Annotated in this window: 14 protein-coding genes; 2 read left to right on the top strand and 12 right to left on the bottom strand. The window is 42.0% G+C overall.

Going from position 1 to position 15,875, the window contains the following annotated elements; all coding sequences use genetic code 11:
- Positions 1 to 158 precede the first annotated feature (158 nt).
- From parC to parE, 3 genes are all read right to left on the bottom strand, one after another.
- Positions 159 to 2,609 (bottom strand): DNA topoisomerase IV subunit A, encoded by a 2,451-nt coding sequence (parC, locus tag HMPREF9182_RS02130; protein WP_037602560.1) that lies wholly within the window; start codon positions 2,607 to 2,609, stop codon positions 159 to 161.
- A gap of 243 nt (positions 2,610 to 2,852) precedes the next feature.
- Positions 2,853 to 3,671, bottom strand: coding sequence for an aminoglycoside 6-adenylyltransferase (locus tag HMPREF9182_RS02135; RefSeq protein ID WP_009443382.1), 819 nt, complete (start codon positions 3,669 to 3,671; stop codon positions 2,853 to 2,855).
- Positions 3,672 to 3,775: 104 nt separating this feature from the next.
- Entirely contained in the window at positions 3,776 to 5,719 is a 1,944-nt protein-coding gene (gene parE / locus HMPREF9182_RS02140) for a DNA topoisomerase IV subunit B (RefSeq protein ID WP_009754824.1), read from the bottom strand.
- 162 nt (positions 5,720 to 5,881) lie between these two features.
- On the opposite strand from parE, the gene plsY reads away from it, so the two are divergent.
- Complete coding sequence (gene plsY, locus HMPREF9182_RS02145) at positions 5,882 to 6,532, top strand: glycerol-3-phosphate 1-O-acyltransferase PlsY (protein WP_037602564.1); 651 nt, start codon at positions 5,882 to 5,884, stop codon at positions 6,530 to 6,532.
- Positions 6,533 to 6,605: 73 nt separating this feature from the next.
- Here plsY and HMPREF9182_RS02150 read toward each other — a convergent pair whose 3' ends face one another.
- From HMPREF9182_RS02150 to pyrF, 7 genes are all read right to left on the bottom strand, one after another.
- The gene (locus tag HMPREF9182_RS02150; protein ID WP_037602931.1) at positions 6,606 to 7,874 is read right to left on the bottom strand and encodes a dihydroorotase; all 1,269 of its coding nucleotides are present in this window, start codon (positions 7,872 to 7,874) and stop codon (positions 6,606 to 6,608) included.
- A gap of 12 nt (positions 7,875 to 7,886) precedes the next feature.
- On the bottom strand, positions 7,887 to 8,351 hold the full coding sequence (locus tag HMPREF9182_RS02155) for an NUDIX hydrolase (protein WP_009754984.1): 465 nt from the start codon (positions 8,349 to 8,351) through the stop codon (positions 7,887 to 7,889).
- 8 nt (positions 8,352 to 8,359) lie between these two features.
- Complete coding sequence (locus tag HMPREF9182_RS02160) at positions 8,360 to 9,013, bottom strand: uracil-DNA glycosylase (RefSeq protein ID WP_009754413.1); 654 nt, start codon at positions 9,011 to 9,013, stop codon at positions 8,360 to 8,362.
- 34 nt (positions 9,014 to 9,047) lie between these two features.
- A complete protein-coding gene (locus HMPREF9182_RS02165) occupies positions 9,048 to 9,800 on the bottom strand; it encodes a DUF4336 domain-containing protein (protein ID WP_009754740.1) in 753 nt (250 codons plus the stop codon).
- Positions 9,775 to 11,349, bottom strand: a complete 1,575-nt coding sequence (locus HMPREF9182_RS02170) for a glycosyltransferase family 39 protein (RefSeq protein WP_009443987.1) — start codon at positions 11,347 to 11,349, stop codon at positions 9,775 to 9,777. Before HMPREF9182_RS02170 ends, HMPREF9182_RS02165 begins: the two co-directional genes overlap by 26 nt.
- Before the next feature lie 110 nt (positions 11,350 to 11,459).
- On the bottom strand, positions 11,460 to 12,089 hold the full coding sequence (pyrE, locus tag HMPREF9182_RS02175; RefSeq protein ID WP_009754290.1) for an orotate phosphoribosyltransferase: 630 nt from the start codon (positions 12,087 to 12,089) through the stop codon (positions 11,460 to 11,462).
- A gap of 66 nt (positions 12,090 to 12,155) precedes the next feature.
- Positions 12,156 to 12,848: an orotidine-5'-phosphate decarboxylase gene (gene pyrF / locus HMPREF9182_RS02180; RefSeq protein WP_009443486.1), complete on the bottom strand. Its 693-nt coding sequence runs from the start codon at positions 12,846 to 12,848 to the stop codon at positions 12,156 to 12,158.
- Positions 12,849 to 13,135: 287 nt separating this feature from the next.
- Here pyrF and HMPREF9182_RS02185 point away from each other — a divergent pair, with 287 nt between their 5' ends.
- Complete coding sequence (locus HMPREF9182_RS02185; RefSeq protein ID WP_009754493.1) at positions 13,136 to 14,044, top strand: LysR family transcriptional regulator; 909 nt, start codon at positions 13,136 to 13,138, stop codon at positions 14,042 to 14,044.
- A 175-nt stretch (positions 14,045 to 14,219) separates the two neighbouring features.
- Here the strand turns inward: HMPREF9182_RS02185 and deoD are convergent, their stop codons facing one another.
- Complete coding sequence (gene deoD / locus HMPREF9182_RS02190; protein WP_037602567.1) at positions 14,220 to 14,933, bottom strand: purine-nucleoside phosphorylase; 714 nt, start codon at positions 14,931 to 14,933, stop codon at positions 14,220 to 14,222.
- A gap of 120 nt (positions 14,934 to 15,053) precedes the next feature.
- Positions 15,054 to 15,866, bottom strand: a complete 813-nt coding sequence (locus tag HMPREF9182_RS02195; protein ID WP_009754522.1) for a purine-nucleoside phosphorylase — start codon at positions 15,864 to 15,866, stop codon at positions 15,054 to 15,056.
- Between the last annotated feature and the right edge of the window lie 9 nt (positions 15,867 to 15,875).

Genomic DNA, 15,875 nt, shown 5'->3' on the forward strand with positions numbered 1-15,875 from the left:
CCTTTTCGGTTTAATGTTTATTATTTTACACTTTTTTTAGATATTTTCAAGTGTTTTTTGTAAAATTCTGAAAATTATACTATATTCGAAATATTATAATAGATTTTATAAGTTTCTGATCGATAATAAAAAACCAGCCCATACGAACTGGTTCTTAACTATTTAACATATGCTGTAAATACTTCTTCGTCTGAAATAGTATCAGAGATAAAGCTTCCATTGCTAGTGCGCTCAGACAAGCTGAGGTCAGCAAGATTAATTTCATAGGCAGTTCCTTTATTAGAAAGCACCTGCAAAATCTGCTCCTCGCTTGCTTCAGTTTCAGTTGTGAAGAGGTCAAAGTCCACTGCTTCGCCAAAGACTGGCCCAGCCACAAAAACATGGTGTGGCTTAGACTTAAGCTCCCTCAAAACTTGAAGGCCACGATTTGCCCGACTGGTAACAGGAATGTCTGCGACTGCCATACGCTTGAGCGAACCACGCTGAGTCAGGATATAAAGTGAGTCTGTATTGGCGATAAAGGCTGCTACTAGGACGTCGTCCTTCTTGAGATTGATGGCTTTTACCCCTGCCGCCTTAGCTCCGATGACAGGAACTTCCTCAATATTGAAGCGAAGGGCATAGCCATTCTTGGTCACGAGCATTACATCATCCAACTTAATAGGCGCCAGAGCAATAACCTGATCTTCTTCATTTTTCAGCTTGGCAAACTTAAGCGATTTGGACTTGTAGGTCCGCCAAGGACTAAACTCCTTGCGCTCTACACGCTTGATTTGACCTAACTTAGTCACTGCAAAGTAAGTGCCTTCCTCAAAGCTGTCCAGCAATTCTGTATAGATAACCTCTTCCTTGGTATCAAAGTTACTGATAGTCTGGCTGAGGTGTTCTCCTATTTCTTTCCAGCGGATGTCTGAGAGCTCATGAACTGGCCGGTAAATAACATTTCCAAGACTCGTAAAGATCAGCAAGTGCTGGGTCGTCTTAGCTGGGCTTACGAAAATCAGTCTGTCATCATCACGCTTGCCCATCTCTTCTAGGGTCGAAGCTGAGAAGGAACGTGGACTGGTTCGTTTGATATAACCAGAACGAGTTACGCTGACATAGGTCTCTTCTTCAACAATCAGACTAGCTGTATCAATCTCGATGGCGTTTGCTGTATCCTGCAGCTCGCTGAGACGCGGATTGCCAAACTTCTTCTTGACATCGCGGAGCTCCCGCTTCATGAGGTTATACATGGTGCGCTCATCGCCGATAATGGCTGCTAGCATGGCAATCTTCTCGCGGAGCTCTGCTTCTTCCTCTTCCAGAACCACTACGTCTGTATTGGTCAAACGGTAGAGTTGGAGAGTGACGATAGCCTCAGCCTGCTCCTCGGTGAAATCATAGCTGACTTTAAGATTTTCCTTGGCATCTGCTTTGTTTTCTGAAGCACGAATCAGGGCAATCACCTCGTCCAAGATGGAAATAACCCGAATCAGCCCTTCCACGATATGGAGCCTTTTCTCAGCCTTGGCCTTGTCAAAACGGCTGCGAGCCAGAATAATCTCCTTGCGGTGGGCAATATAGCTAGTTAAGATTGGTACAATCCCCACCAAACGAGGCGTGAAATTGTCGATCGCTACCATGTTGAAGTTGTAATTAACTTGCAGATCAGTGTACTTGAAAAGGTAGTTGAGAATCAGCTCGGTATTGGCGTCTTTCTTGAGCTCGATGGCAATACGAAGACCGTCACGATCTGATTCGTCACGCACCTCAGCAATGCCGGCCACCTTGTTGTTGACCCGCACATCGTCAATCTTCTTAACCAAGACCGCTTTATTAATCTCGTAAGGAATCTCAGTGATGACGATTTGTTCTTTTCCACCCTTCAGCTTTTCAATCTCAGTTCTGGAGCGAACTACAACTCGACCTTTCCCAGTCTCGTAGGCTTTCTTGATCTCATCACGACCTTGGACAATAGCTCCTGTCGGAAAGTCTGGACCAGGAAGAAACTCCATGAGTTTGTCCACCTTGGCAGACGGATGGTCGATCATATAGATAACCGCGTCAATGACTTCTGCGAGATTATGAGGTGGAATGTCGGTCGCATAACCAGCGGAAATCCCAGTTGCTCCATTGACCAAGAGGTTAGGAAATGCTGCCGGCAGAACAGTCGGTTCCTTCTCAGTATCGTCGAAGTTCCAAGCAAAAGGAACGGTATCTTTCTCGATATCCTGCAAAAGATAGCCAGCCATCTCAGACAAGCGTGCCTCAGTATAACGCATAGCCGCCGGTGGATCACCGTCCATGGAACCGTTGTTTCCGTGCATCTCAACGAGAATCTCACGGTTCTTCCAGTCCTGAGACATGCGGACCATAGCATCGTAGATGGAGCTGTCACCGTGAGGGTGGAAATTCCCCATGATGTTCCCGACAGACTTGGCAGACTTGCGGTAGCCCTTATCAAAGGTGTTGCCGTCCTTGTTCATTGAATAAAGAATACGGCGCTGCACAGGCTTCAAGCCATCTCGAATGTCCGGCAAAGCCCGCTCTTGAATAATGTATTTGGAGTAGCGACCAAAGCGCTCTCCCATGATGTCCTCGAGGGACATGTTTTGAATGTTACTCATATAGGATACAGAGCCCGTAAAATACAAAGTGAAAATAGGAAAGTCTTGCAGTGAGCGATGCTCACAAGAGAATTTATCTTTTTCACACAGTATTTAGGGCGTGTTTAACTCCTTTCAAAGAATGTAGAGCAGTTTTTTATAAAATAAAGGATATTTTACGGAAATTAGTCCCGTGTTCTGTTGCTATAAGTAGCCAAACTATCCTTTCTGTAGTTTAATGTTTTAAATTACGTTCTTTATTAGTCAGTGATTGGAAAGTCTTGCCTCAGCATACTCAAGCATCTTCTCTGCGGTTGCTTTGTCATAGTGGAAGCCGGTTTTGATAGAGAAGGCTTGTGCTTCCTTGTGGAAAAAGTGCATGGTAGCTAAGAAAGACTTGGTGAGGCTTTTCTGGTCAGAAAAGTCAAGCAAGGTTGCAAATTCCTTCTCTTTCTCAGCAGGCAAATGCTGAAAGAGATACTTGTAGTTCTTGCCAACATCGACCGTACCCTTATCTGCTGCCACTTGCCAAGTTAAAAGCTTGAGCAATTCTTGCTGACAGATTCCATACAGATGATCCGTCGCATAGACAAGGTGGTTTCGATGAATGCCCTTGACTACATAGGCTGATACCCACCAGAATTCATTGCAGGATTTGTCAAAGTCAGTCGCACTGGCTGGTGTCGTCCAGTAGCGCTCAGGTGTCGGTGCATAAGGAGCAAACAGCCCCTGCGGGTCATCCAGTACCGTGAAATCCGCTTCGCTATCTACCCACTCTTTGATGTGCTCCTTGGAGCAAAGGGTCAAATCTATCCGATTGCCATCTTCAAAGAGCATGAGATAGAGGCGGCGATGGTCTAGTAGGACATGCTGCTCAATCATGCGCTTGCCAAACTTTTCCAACCAAGCAAGGTCAGCCACCAGAGCGTCCAAATCCTCCACAATGTAGACCACATCATAGTCTTGGAACTCGTCCTTGGGAGCATTTAGATTTGTCCGCGAGCCGGACATGGCGACAGCGTCGACTTGTAGTACTTTTGCAGTTTGCAAAATCACGTCAAACATCTCGATTTCAGTTCTCATGGGGAATCCTACCTTTCACGAAAACATTCAATTATATAAAATATATAATCTGAGCAATTAAATCAATTAGTAGTTTAGGAAATAAATATAGGGATAGTATTTTGTTAAAACGACCCACTCTCCTCAAGCGTAAACTTGACATTATCCTCAATCCACTTGCGGCGTGGTTCGACCTTATCTCCCATAAGAACATTAACACGGCGTTCGGCGCGGGCTAGATCTTCGATGGTGACACGGATGAGGGTGCGGGTATCAGGATTCATGGTGGTCTCCCAGAGCTGGTCAGCATTCATTTCACCGAGCCCCTTATAGCGCTGAAGCATAGCTCCCTTGCCAAACTTACGACGTAGATCATCCAGTTCGCCATCGGTCCAGGCATACTCGACAACTTCGCTCTTACCCTTGCCCTTAGACATCTTGTAGAGAGGTGGCAGGGCGATATAGACACGACCTGCCTCGACCAGCGGACGCATATAGCGATAGAAAAAGGTTAGCAGCAGGGTCTGGATATGAGCACCGTCAGTGTCAGCATCGGTCATAATGATAATCTTATCATAATTAGCATCTTCAAGGGTAAAGTCTGTACCAACACCTGCTCCAATCGTGTAGATCATGGTGTTGATTTCTTCGTTCTTGAGAATATCAGCCATCTTAGCCTTGGCGGTATTGATAACTTTTCCTCGTAGAGGCAGAATTGCTTGAAACTTACGGTCACGGCCTTGCTTAGCTGAACCACCGGCAGAGTCTCCCTCGACCAGATAAAGTTCGTTCTTGGCTGGATTCTTGGATTGGGCTGGAGTCAGCTTACCAGAAAGCAAGCCCTTGTCTTTTTTATTCTTCTTGCCATTACGGCTTTCGTCACGTGCCTTACGGGCAGCTTCCCTAGCATCCCTAGCCTTGATAGCCTTGCGGATGAGGTTAGAAGCAAGCTCGCCATTTTCCAAAAGGAAGAAAGTCAGTTTGTCAGAGACGATAGAGTCAACGGCCGGACGAGCCAAAGGGCTGCCCAGCTTGTCCTTGGTCTGACCTTCAAACTGTAGGTGCTCTTCTGGAACTAGGATAGAAAGAACAGCCGCAAGACCTTCGCGATAGTCCGAACCTTCGAGGTTTTTGTCCTTTTCCTTGAGCAGGCCAGTTTTTCTAGCATAGTCGTTCATGGCCTTGGTAATAGCGGTCTTGAGTCCCGTTTCATGGGTACCACCATCCTTAGTACGGACATTGTTGACAAAGGATAGGATATTGTCAGAATAGCCATCGTTGTACTGAAGAGCCACCTGAACTTGGAAGCCACTCTCCTCGCCCTCGAAATAGAGGACAGGAGTCAGGGTTTCCTTGTCTTCATTGAGATAGCTGACAAAGTCTTCAACGCCATTCTCATAGTGAAACTCTACTTCTTCGCCAGTTCTCGCATCAGTCAGAGACAAGCGAACATTCTTGAGCAGGAAGGCTGATTCCTTAAGCCGCTCCGCAATAGTATTGTACTTGAAGTCTGTTGTTGAAAAAATCGTGTCGTCTGGCATGAAGGTCACTTTGGTTCCAGACTTGGACTTAGGTGCGGTTCCAATTTTCTTGAGCGTAGTGACTGGTTTTCCGCCATTTTCAAAACGCTGCTTGTAAACAGCTCCATCACGTGTGATTTCCACTTCTAGCCAGCTAGACAGGGCATTGACAACTGAGGAGCCTACACCGTGGAGACCACCTGAAGTCTTATAGCCACCTTGACCAAACTTCCCTCCTGCATGTAGAACTGTGAAGATGACCTCGACTGTAGGGATTCCCATAGCATGCATACCAGTTGGCATACCACGACCATGGTCAGCAACAGTCAGACTACCATCTGCATTGATAGTCACATCGATCCGATCACCAAAGCCAGATAAAGCTTCATCGACTGCATTGTCCACAATCTCCCAAACTAGATGGTGAAGTCCCGCTCCGTCGGTTGATCCGATATACATCCCTGGACGTTTGCGGACTGCATCCAACCCTTCTAATACCTGAATGGCATCATCATTATAATTATTAATATTGATTTCCTTTTTTGACACAAGGAACCTCCTGCATGATTCATCCTTATTATCTTACAAGTTTTTGAAGAATTTTGCAAAAGTTTTTGTCATAAAAGGCTCAAAATAAACCTTTTTATCAGACTAGACAAATAATTTAATAGATTTTTTAAACCAAATCAAAAATCGTGTTATAATGAAATCATGATGAATATAATTATTGGACTTGTTTTAGCATATTTATTAGGCTCTATTCCAACTGGACTTTGGATTGGAAAATTTTTCTTTAAAAAGAATTTGCGAGAATATGGTAGTGGCAATACTGGGACAACCAATACATTCCGTATTTTAGGAAAAACAGCTGGAACAGCTACTTTTATCATTGATTTTCTAAAAGGAACATTTGCTACGTTATTACCCTTCTTACTACATATTAATGGAATTTCCCCAATGATTTTTGGTTTGCTAGCGGTCTTGGGTCATACTTTTCCCATCTTTGCCAGATTTAAAGGAGGAAAAGCAGTTGCAACTAGTGCTGGGGTAGTGCTTGGTTTTTCACCTGCTTTCTTTATTTATCTTGTCTCTATTTTTGTCATCACGCTTTACTTAGGAAGCATGATTTCCTTAGCGAGCATTGTAGCTGCTAGCTTTGCCATTGCATCAGCTCTGCTATTTCCTGCATTTGGATTTTTGCTACCTTCTTATGATTGGCTTTTTACAGGGATAATCGTCGCTCTTGCATCAATCATTATGATTCGCCATCGAGATAATGTAGAGCGCATCAAAAACAAAACTGAAAATCTCATTCCTTGGGGAATCAATCTCAGTAAACAAACACCAAAAAATAAGCCCTGAGGCTTATTTTTTCTTTAAAACTAATGTTTTGTTGGTTGATAGTTTAAAATTTAGTTTTTTCACAAATTCTTTTTTATCCTTCAAAGACAACTTCCCCATCACAGATGGTAAACTTCACTTGGCCTTTAAGCTTTTCACCAATGAAAGGTGAATTGGCAGCCTTAGAGGCAAAATGATCAGTCACAAATCTATTCTCTTCTGGGGCAAATATAGTCAAATCGGCTGGGCCATCCTGAGCGATGAATCCAGCATCAAAACCATACAACTGAGCTGGATTATAAGTCATTTTCTCTAAAAGTTCCATCAAGCTCAGATGACCAGCCTCAACTAGGTAGGTCAGACCTAGAGACAGCGAAGTCTCAAGCCCAGTCATGCCAGAAGGCGCTTTAGTGATGTCTTCAACATTTTTTTCTTCAGCATGATGTGGGGCATGATCCGTCGCAATGACAGAAATAACACCAGATTTAAGCCCCTCAATAACCGCCAGACGGTCCGATTCTAAGCGCAGAGGCGGATTCATCTTAGCATTGCTGCCCTTGGTCAATAGCAGAGCTTCCGTTTTAGAGAAGTGCTGAGGTGCTGCTTCAGCGGTGACTTGTGCGCCTAGCTTCTGAGCGAATTCGATCACCTTTACACTCTCAGCCTTGGACAAATGCTGAATATGCACATGAGCCTTTGCATCATAAGCAATCATGGCATCGCGTGCAACCATACTGTATTCTGCCACACCTGTCGCTCCGCAGATATGAAAATGCTCTTTGGCGATATGCTCGTTGAAACCGAGTATGCCGTTGAGATTAGGATCTTCCTCGTGCAAGCTGATAAAAGTATCATTTTTACGTGCTTCTTCGAGGGCTTGGCGGACAATACCAGCGTTGGTCAGCGGAATACCGTCATCAGAAAAACCTACTGCACCAGCTGCCAAGAGGCCTTGGAAATCTGTCAGATGCTGCCCATCAAAATTCTCTGTGATTGTTGCAACCGACTTGATATGGATATTTTCATGACTAGCCGACTCCAGTACTTCTTTCAGCGTTTCAACTGTAGAGATAGTCGGATTGGTATTGGCCATCATTACAACGGTCGTAAAGCCACCTGCTGCCGCCGCCAAAGCCCCCGTATGAATGTCTTCCTTATGAGTTTGACCTGGCTCACGGAAATGCACATGTATATCTACCAAACCTGGAGCTACAACCAAACCACTGGCATCAATGACTTTTGCATCTTCCGCCTGCAAATCTTGACCGATTTTGATAATTTTCTTGCCTTCAATCAGGATGTCCGCAACTTTGTCAAAACCAGTCTTAGGATCCATAACTCGTCCGTTTTTGATTAATAGCATCATCTTATCTCCTTATTCGTAAAAGTCTACCTGCGTATCCAAGAGCCTATCCCCGTCATAAACAAACTTTGCAGAAAAGAAAGGCTTGTCTTCTAAAAGCCATTCAACAAAGGTATGATCGCCTTCCCAGGTTGGTTTAGATAAAACCTGATCATAGGGCACCCATTCCAAAGTCCCTTCATTACAATCAATCAGTTCCCCCTCAAACTCCGTTACCTTGAAAACATAGGTATACCAGTCCAAGTTGGGAGTAAACTCTGGAAAAGTGATAACGCCTTTAAGAACAGGCTTGGCCTTTAGACCTGTTTCCTCTAGAATCTCACGTGCAGCACATTCTTGCGGAGTTTCTCCTCGCTCTAGCTTGCCACCGACACCGATCCATTTCCCAGCGTGAACGTCATTGGGCTTTTTATTGCGGTGCAACATAAGAAACTCCCGGCCATTATCGATATAACAAATCGTTGCTAACTGAACCATACTACCTCCTAAGCTAACCAATCAATAGGGTCCAAGCCCTTAGCCACTAGAAAATCATTGGTCTGTGAAAAAGGTTTACTACCAAAGAAACCACGGTAAGCAGACAAAGGGCTTGGGTGAGCTGACTCGATAATCAAATGTCGGGAATTACTAATCAAGGCTTTTTTCTTGCGAGCGTAAGAACCCCAGAGAATAAAGACAACTGGATCCGACTTTTCATTGACTACCTTGATAATAGCATCCGTAAAAGGCTCCCAGATTAAGCCAGCATGCGCATTGGCCTGGCCAGCAGGTACTGTCAGACCAGCATTGAGCAAGAGAACGCCTTGCTTAGCCCAAGAAGTCAAATCATGCGACTCTTTCACTCCGATATCATCAGCCAGTTCTTTGAGAATATTCTGCAAAGAAGGCGGAGCTGGAATATCATCAGGCACAGAAAAACTCAAGCCCTGTGCCTGTCTCGGTCCATGGTAAGGATCCTGCCCTAAAATAACCACCTTAACATCTGCTAAATCCGTCGTCTGAATCGCATTAAAAACCTTTTCCCGCGGTGGGTAAATGGTCCCCGAAGCATACACTTCATCTAAAAAATGATTGATTTTTGCAAAATAACCTTCCGGTAGCTGATCCTTAATCAATGCGTGCCAAGCTGAATGCTGCATACACGTCTCCTTTCATTTTCTAAGATAAAATCTCTCACTTAATCCACCTAAGCGCTCTTCTTAATTCTGCTATGCCATTTTCTAAAAAACAAGAACCATGGGCAAGTATGATTTTTTCTGGTTTCCATGCTAACATCTGCTCCAAGCACTTTTTAGCTTCTTTTTGATGACCGATAAAGGTCATACGATAGTCAATAGGGGTCTGCCCATCCGGAGCTGCAACACGAACTAATTTATAAGCCTTTCTACGAAGCAGACTAAGAAAATGCTTTGTTTCAAAATTCTCGATTAAATCCGTCAAAATCAAGGTTTGACTATCCTTATGAAAAAAGACAACTTCCTTAATATAAGTACTTCCCTTGAAAACTAACTGATCTATCTGACCTACCCAAGCTTCAGGAGACTCATCCGTCAGCTTTTCATCAAAAGAGACTGGGATTTTCTGTTTGGCTGCTCTCTCCTCAACTCCTGGGCTAGACCAAGCAATCGCCTCAGGATAACGCTTCTTCCAGTCAGCTATATAAGCATAGTGAATCTTATTAGGTGAAACGAGGTGTGCGACTGATCCCAAAGCGTCTAACTGGTCAAACAAGGCTTGATTTGGCTGGATTGGTGAATGACACCAAAGCTGACCATTGGCTAATTTAATAACAGTCATGCGGGTTGAAAATGGTAGCTTTGTCACTACCGCATCCATCTCAATCAAATCACCATCTACAATCCATATATTCTCAGCAATGGGTTTCAAGGTATAAAGTGGTTCATAAAGCGGAATAGGTCTGTTCATCTTCATAAATCCTTTCTTTGCTATTTCTTTTTCTGTAATAAAAATAAAATTGTTCGAAAGCATGCCTATATTGGCTTAAACCTATAGCTGACAGGATTAAAATCTGTGGCAAAAACTGTATGAGGTAACGGGTTTTCCCACCTTCAAAAATTTGTAGAAAAAGCAAACCACCAAAAACAGCTAAAGTTAGAAAATTAAGTTCGTCACTGGATCGGTATTTCCAAAGAGCAAAGACCAGACCCAAAGCCATAATGACCCATACTACCTGTTTGACTAATGCATAATAGATATATTCGTCCTTATCAATACTTAAAAAGAAGGTGCGAATAAACTTGGCAAATAAATTATTTTGGGTATACTTGTACAAAGGATTGATAAAAGGAGTCTTTTCATTTTCAACATCGCGATAAAGCCAACCCAAGGTCCCTTCTGCCACTGTTAGAGATTGCTTGTAATATAAGTGATTCCAAAATGTCTCGGGAGTATATTCCTTCAGGCGACGCTTAATTTCCTTAATCACATTTTCCTTGGCAAACATACCATTATTGTAATCATCTCGCTTGCTTGGGTCGATATATTGGAGCAGTCCTTCTTTCATATCTTCTTGATCATGACCGATAAATGTTAGACCTAAATTAATAAATAGAAATGGTCCTTTTGCTAAACCGTCTTTATAGATTATCTCAACCTCTGTTTGATTATTTAATCCAGTATTTAAGCTACTATAAATCACACCAAAAGAAAGAGCAAACAGACAAAGCACAAGACAACATTTTTTCCAATTTTTTTGTAAAAATAAGGTTACAAAAAAGGCAATTATCAATATCATCGCAGTTGGACGGATAAAGTATAACATTCCCGTTAGCAATCCCAGAAAAATACTCTTCCATATTGCTTCTTTTGTCTTATGATCATTAAATATTCCAAAAATCAGAAAAATCTGTAAAGCAATAAAAGGAAGAGGAGGAATATCGGTATACATAGAAAAGAAATAAGGAGAAAACCCAGCCAACAAAACATAAAGACTGAAAACTACATCTGCCGTTCTTTGATTAAAGTATTTCTGACTCCCCCTATACAATATCCAAGCAGTCGCATTAGTATAGAGAATATTTAATCCCTGCATTATCCAAAGTGCTGTTGACTCTCCAAATAGATTATAGAAAAAACGTTCATAGAGGAAGAGAGGTAAGTTATTTGGATTACGTGTAATATAGCTTGAAATTGATGTTTCTTTGAGTGACTGAAAAGCACCATTTAACACAACAGCAGCGTCACGCCGAACCAGCAGTTCAGCTGCCCAAATCATAATAAGCTGAAAGACTACTACAGCTACCATGATCGCTATTTTATGCCGCATCAAACAATGATATATTTTCAAGACTTGTTTTCGGAAATAAAAAGCCCCTATCAGAAAGGCACCCAAAATGAGATACCCCCAATAACTCATCTCACTAATATAAAAGATTGAAACAAAAAACCAATGTAGTACGAGAACTAGCATGATTTTTTGCAAAATAGAAAACAATAGATGATAAATCTTTGACATAGCTCTATTATACCAAATGCCGAGACTTTAAGCCATTTTAAAAGGCAAGACAAGGACGTTTCACGGAAAAACGACCTGAATAAAGATCAGATCGTTTTATTTGTATTCGTCTAGGCCTGCCAATTTTCTTGATCATGCTTAAATTTCTCAAGCAAAGCCAATCCTTCAGGACTGACATAACCTTCTGCTTCAGCAAGAGTGATTAGCTCTGTATAGTTAGATAGGGTCACTAATTTCACACCCGCATCATTAAAGTTCTTTTCTGCCTTTTGCAGCTCATAAGTAAAAATAGCTGCTACACCAATCACATCCGCACCTTCACGTTTAGCGGCAGCTATAGCATCCAAGACCGAACCGCCCGTCGAGATTAAGTCTTCAATGACAACCATCTTCTGCCCTGGTGCTACGCGACCTTCGATTTGATTGCCCGCTCCGTGATCTTTTGGTTTGCTGCGAATATAGGCAAATGGCAGGTTCATCTTATCAGCGATAATGGCTCCGTGAGGAATACCTGCTGTCGCAGTTCCAGCAATGACTTCTACATCTGGAAATTCCGCCCGAATCTTTTCAACGAAACCATCCTCAATCAAGGTCCGAGTCTCTGGATAAGCCAAGGTCACACGGTTGTCCGTATATATAGGTGACTTGATGCCCGACGCCCATGTAAAAGGCTCTTCTGGCTTCAAATACACAGCCTTGATTTTCAATAAATCACGCGCAATCTCTTTTGCTAAAGTCATTTGTTACTCCTTATAAATTTGAAATTATTGTTGCTGTCTATTTCGTCTTTCTAGTTAATCAGAATCTTAACTATTCCACTGCTTCTTAATCTCATGATAAGCGTTCCATGGATTTTCAGCTTGGATTATTGGACGGCCGACTACAATATAATCACTACCGATTTGATGAGCCTCTTGCGGAGTCATAACACGTTTTTGATCGCCAATTTCTGCTCCGGCAGGTCGAATCCCCGGCGTCACACAGAGAAAGTCTTCTGCGGTTGCTGCCTTAATCAGTTTCACTTCTTGAGCTGAACAAACCACTCCATCCAAGCCAGCTTCTTTGGCTTTACGAGCGTAATTGACAACAGACTCCTGAACCGTAGTCTGAATGTTTTGGCAATCACGCATATCTTCCTCACTAGTCGAGGTCAGCTGAGTCACAGCAACCAACTTAGCCTTATCCCCCAAAACCTTCTTGGCTTCGCTCATCATCTCCACACCGCCTGCTGCATGAACTGTCACCATGTCGATGCCAAATGTTCCTAAGACAGACATAGCTGAGCGGACCGTATTGGGAATGTCATGTAGCTTCAGATCCAAGAAAATGCTGTGTCCAAGACCTTTCAGATAATGAACGATTTCTGGACCAATGGCATAAAAGAATTCCATACCAATTTTTACATATAACTTTTCATCTTCTGGAAAATGCTCCAAGAAAGCTTTGACATCCTCAAAAGAAGGGAAGTCAAGTGCAATAATAGGACGTTCTTCACGCATGAGGGGAAAATCTCCTTTTCATTATTAGCTTTAAAGAACTCCGTTAGGTACTCCTGTTGTCAACTATATCTTCACTCTAGACTCAAAAATATAGAAAAACCTTGCCCGAGAGCAAGGTTACACGAAAATGTGGCAGTATTTGCCATTCAAACGTATGATCCTTAGTAGCCTCTCTGGACTTCTTTAAAGGTTCTATTTATCCCATTTTATAGTTTCTAGTCCAATTTGTCAAGAAAAAATAGCAACTTATACTTTTTTGTCTATTCTAATTATGATAAAATAAATTTATGAGAATCCAACAACTACACTATATCATTAAAATTGTCGAAACTGGTAGCATGAATGAAGCAGCTAAACAGCTTTTTATTACCCAACCAAGTCTATCCAATGCAGTTCGAGATTTGGAAAACGAGATGGGAATTGATATCTTTATCCGTAACCCCAAAGGAATTACCCTAACCAAAGATGGTATGGAGTTTCTTTCTTATGCTCGCCAAGTCGTTGAACAAACCCAACTACTAGAAGAACGCTACAAAAATCCTGTTGCTAATCGGGAATTATTTAGTGTATCTGCCCAGCATTATGCCTTTGTAGTCAATGCCTTTGTCTCACTTCTAAAAAAGAGCGATATGGAGAAATACGAACTCTTTCTCCGAGAAACCCGTACTTGGGAAATTATTGACGATGTCAAAAATTTTCGTAGTGAAATTGGCGTCCTCTTTCTCAACAGTTATAACCGAGATGTCTTATCTAAGATGCTAGACGACAATCACTTAATTGCGACTCAGCTATTTATTGCTCAACCTCATATTTTCGTCAGTAAAAGTAATCCACTAGCTAAGAAGAAAATCGTTCAATTATCTGACTTAGAAAATTTCCCTTATCTTAGCTATGATCAAGGAACACACAATTCTTTCTACTTTTCTGAAGAAATCCTTTCTCAAGAACATCACAAAAAATCGATTGTCGTTAGTGACCGTGCAACGCTTTTTAATCTCTTGATCGGTCTAGATGGTTATACAATCGCAACTGGTATCCTGAACAGTAATCTCAATGGAGACAATATTGTTTCTATCCCACTTGATATTGATGACCCTATCGAACTCGTCTACATCAAGCACGAGAAAGCTAGTCTATCCAAAATGGGTGAAAAATTTATTGAGTACCTAATTGAAGAAGTTCAGTTCAATAAATAATAAAACAGTATCCCACGTCAGTATTCTACGACATGGGATTTTTTATATGATTTTTAATAAATCTCATACTAAAAATGGCTCAAAAAACACCCGATATTGAGTTGCCCCAAAAATCAGATTTCACGTCTAATTTTTTTAGAACAATCAATAACAGGTGCTTACATCTAATTTCAAATTATGCTTCAGCAATCAGCGTTTCCAATCCAACTTTCATCATGTCAGTAAAAGTTGTTTGGCGCTCTTCTGCCGTTGTATCCTCATCCGCATTGACCAAGCTATCAGAAATTGTCATAATTGCTAGGGCCTGCACTTGATGTTGAGCAGCCAGATAATAAAGCGCTGCCGCCTCCATCTCAACTGCCTTCACTCCCCATTTGCCTAATTCGATATTTTTTTCAAAATAATTCGAATAAAATACATCTGATGACAATACATTTCCAACATGGGTCGTCATACCAAGATCCTTAGCAATATGATAAGCCTTATCTAATAGATCAAAGTCAGCAATCTGCGGAAAATCATACTGAGGCCAATCGTTGCGAATGATGTTAGAATTAGTCGCAGCCCCTTGTGCTAAGACTAACTCTCGGACATGGACGTCAGCATTCAATGATCCTGCTGTCCCAACACGGATTAACTTTTTCACGCCATAGTCGACGATTAATTCCCTCGCATAAATAGAAATAGAAGGCATTCCCATACCAGTTCCCATGACAGATATACGTTGTCCCTTGTAAGTACCAGTATAACCAAACATATTGCGAACTTCATTGAAGCAAACAGCATCTTCTAAAAAATTTTCTGCGATAAATTTTGCACGTAGTGGATCCCCCGGTAGGAGAATTTTGTCAGCAATTTCGCCTTGCTGAGCGGCGATATGAATACTCATATTTTTAAATATAAAGCTCATCTAAAACCCATATAAAAAGAAGATTGATTTGTAAAATTATCTTTTCATACTCATTTTAAGACAGAGCAACCCCTTTCCTATTATTTGATAATCAATTTATTATAATTCTGCTAAAATAGCCTTGACAAATCCTTTGAAGTTTTCCTTAATCCGCTCTGTCACTTCTACTACCTCAGCGTGATTAAGCTCACTTTGGAAACCTGCAGCAAAGTTAGTTATCGCTGAAATTCCAAGCACTTTAAGGCCAGAGTGAGCCGCTACGATAACTTCTGGAACAGTAGACATGCCGACTGCACTAGCACCCAATGTTTTAAAAGCACGAATTTCAGCAGGCGTCTCATAAGTTGGTCCAGATACACCAATATAAACACCCTCTTGCAAATCAATTCCCAGCTTCTTAGCTACAGTATGTGCTTTCTCACGATAAGCTTGAGTATAAGCATCTGACATATCAGGAAATCTAGGGCCAAACTCATCCAAGTTCGCACCAATCAAAGGATTTTGCCCTGTCATATTGATATGGTCTGAAATAGCCATAAGCGTACCAGGACCGTAACCAATCCCTCCGGCAGCATTAGTGACAATAACGCCTGTTGCTCCAAGAGCTTTCATAACACGGACAGGAAAAGTCACGACATCCATTGGGTTTCCTTCATAAAAATGGAAACGTCCCTGTAGTGCCAAGACTTTACGTCCTGCCAAATCTCCATAGACTAATTTTCCTGCATGACCAACAACAGTAGAGCGACCCCAGTTTGGAATATCTGCATAGTCAAGACTAATAGCATTTTCAATTTCCGAGGCCAACTCTCCCAAACCAGATCCCAGAATCAGACCAAATTCGGGGTTTGTCATTCCTTTTTCTTTCAGAAACACTGCTGTTTCTTTGATTTTTTCAGATAATATTGTCATAAAATATTT

The sequence above is a fragment of the Streptococcus sp. oral taxon 056 str. F0418 genome, assembly GCF_000220065.1.
Taxonomy (GTDB): domain Bacteria; phylum Bacillota; class Bacilli; order Lactobacillales; family Streptococcaceae; genus Streptococcus.

Excerpts from the sequence above, each read along its gene's own strand:
- parC (WP_037602560.1), bottom strand. The coding sequence starts at position 2,609 with ATGAGTAACATTCAAAACATGTCCCTCGAGGACATCATGGGAGAGCGC.
- HMPREF9182_RS02135 (WP_009443382.1), bottom strand. The coding sequence starts at position 3,671 with ATGAGAACTGAAATCGAGATGTTTGACGTGATTTTGCAAACTGCAAAA.
- plsY (WP_037602564.1), top strand. The coding sequence starts at position 5,882 with ATGATGAATATAATTATTGGACTTGTTTTAGCATATTTATTAGGCTCT.
- HMPREF9182_RS02150 (WP_037602931.1), bottom strand. The coding sequence starts at position 7,874 with ATGCTATTAATCAAAAACGGACGAGTTATGGATCCTAAGACTGGTTTT.
- HMPREF9182_RS02155 (WP_009754984.1), bottom strand. The coding sequence starts at position 8,351 with ATGGTTCAGTTAGCAACGATTTGTTATATCGATAATGGCCGGGAGTTT.
- HMPREF9182_RS02160 (WP_009754413.1), bottom strand. The coding sequence starts at position 9,013 with ATGCAGCATTCAGCTTGGCACGCATTGATTAAGGATCAGCTACCGGAA.
- HMPREF9182_RS02165 (WP_009754740.1), bottom strand. The coding sequence starts at position 9,800 with ATGAACAGACCTATTCCGCTTTATGAACCACTTTATACCTTGAAACCC.
- HMPREF9182_RS02170 (WP_009443987.1), bottom strand. The coding sequence starts at position 11,349 with ATGTCAAAGATTTATCATCTATTGTTTTCTATTTTGCAAAAAATCATG.
- pyrE (WP_009754290.1), bottom strand. The coding sequence starts at position 12,089 with ATGACTTTAGCAAAAGAGATTGCGCGTGATTTATTGAAAATCAAGGCT.
- pyrF (WP_009443486.1), bottom strand. The coding sequence starts at position 12,848 with ATGCGTGAAGAACGTCCTATTATTGCACTTGACTTCCCTTCTTTTGAG.
- HMPREF9182_RS02185 (WP_009754493.1), top strand. The coding sequence starts at position 13,136 with ATGAGAATCCAACAACTACACTATATCATTAAAATTGTCGAAACTGGT.
- deoD (WP_037602567.1), bottom strand. The coding sequence starts at position 14,933 with ATGAGTATTCATATCGCCGCTCAGCAAGGCGAAATTGCTGACAAAATT.
- HMPREF9182_RS02195 (WP_009754522.1), bottom strand. The coding sequence starts at position 15,866 with ATGACAATATTATCTGAAAAAATCAAAGAAACAGCAGTGTTTCTGAAA.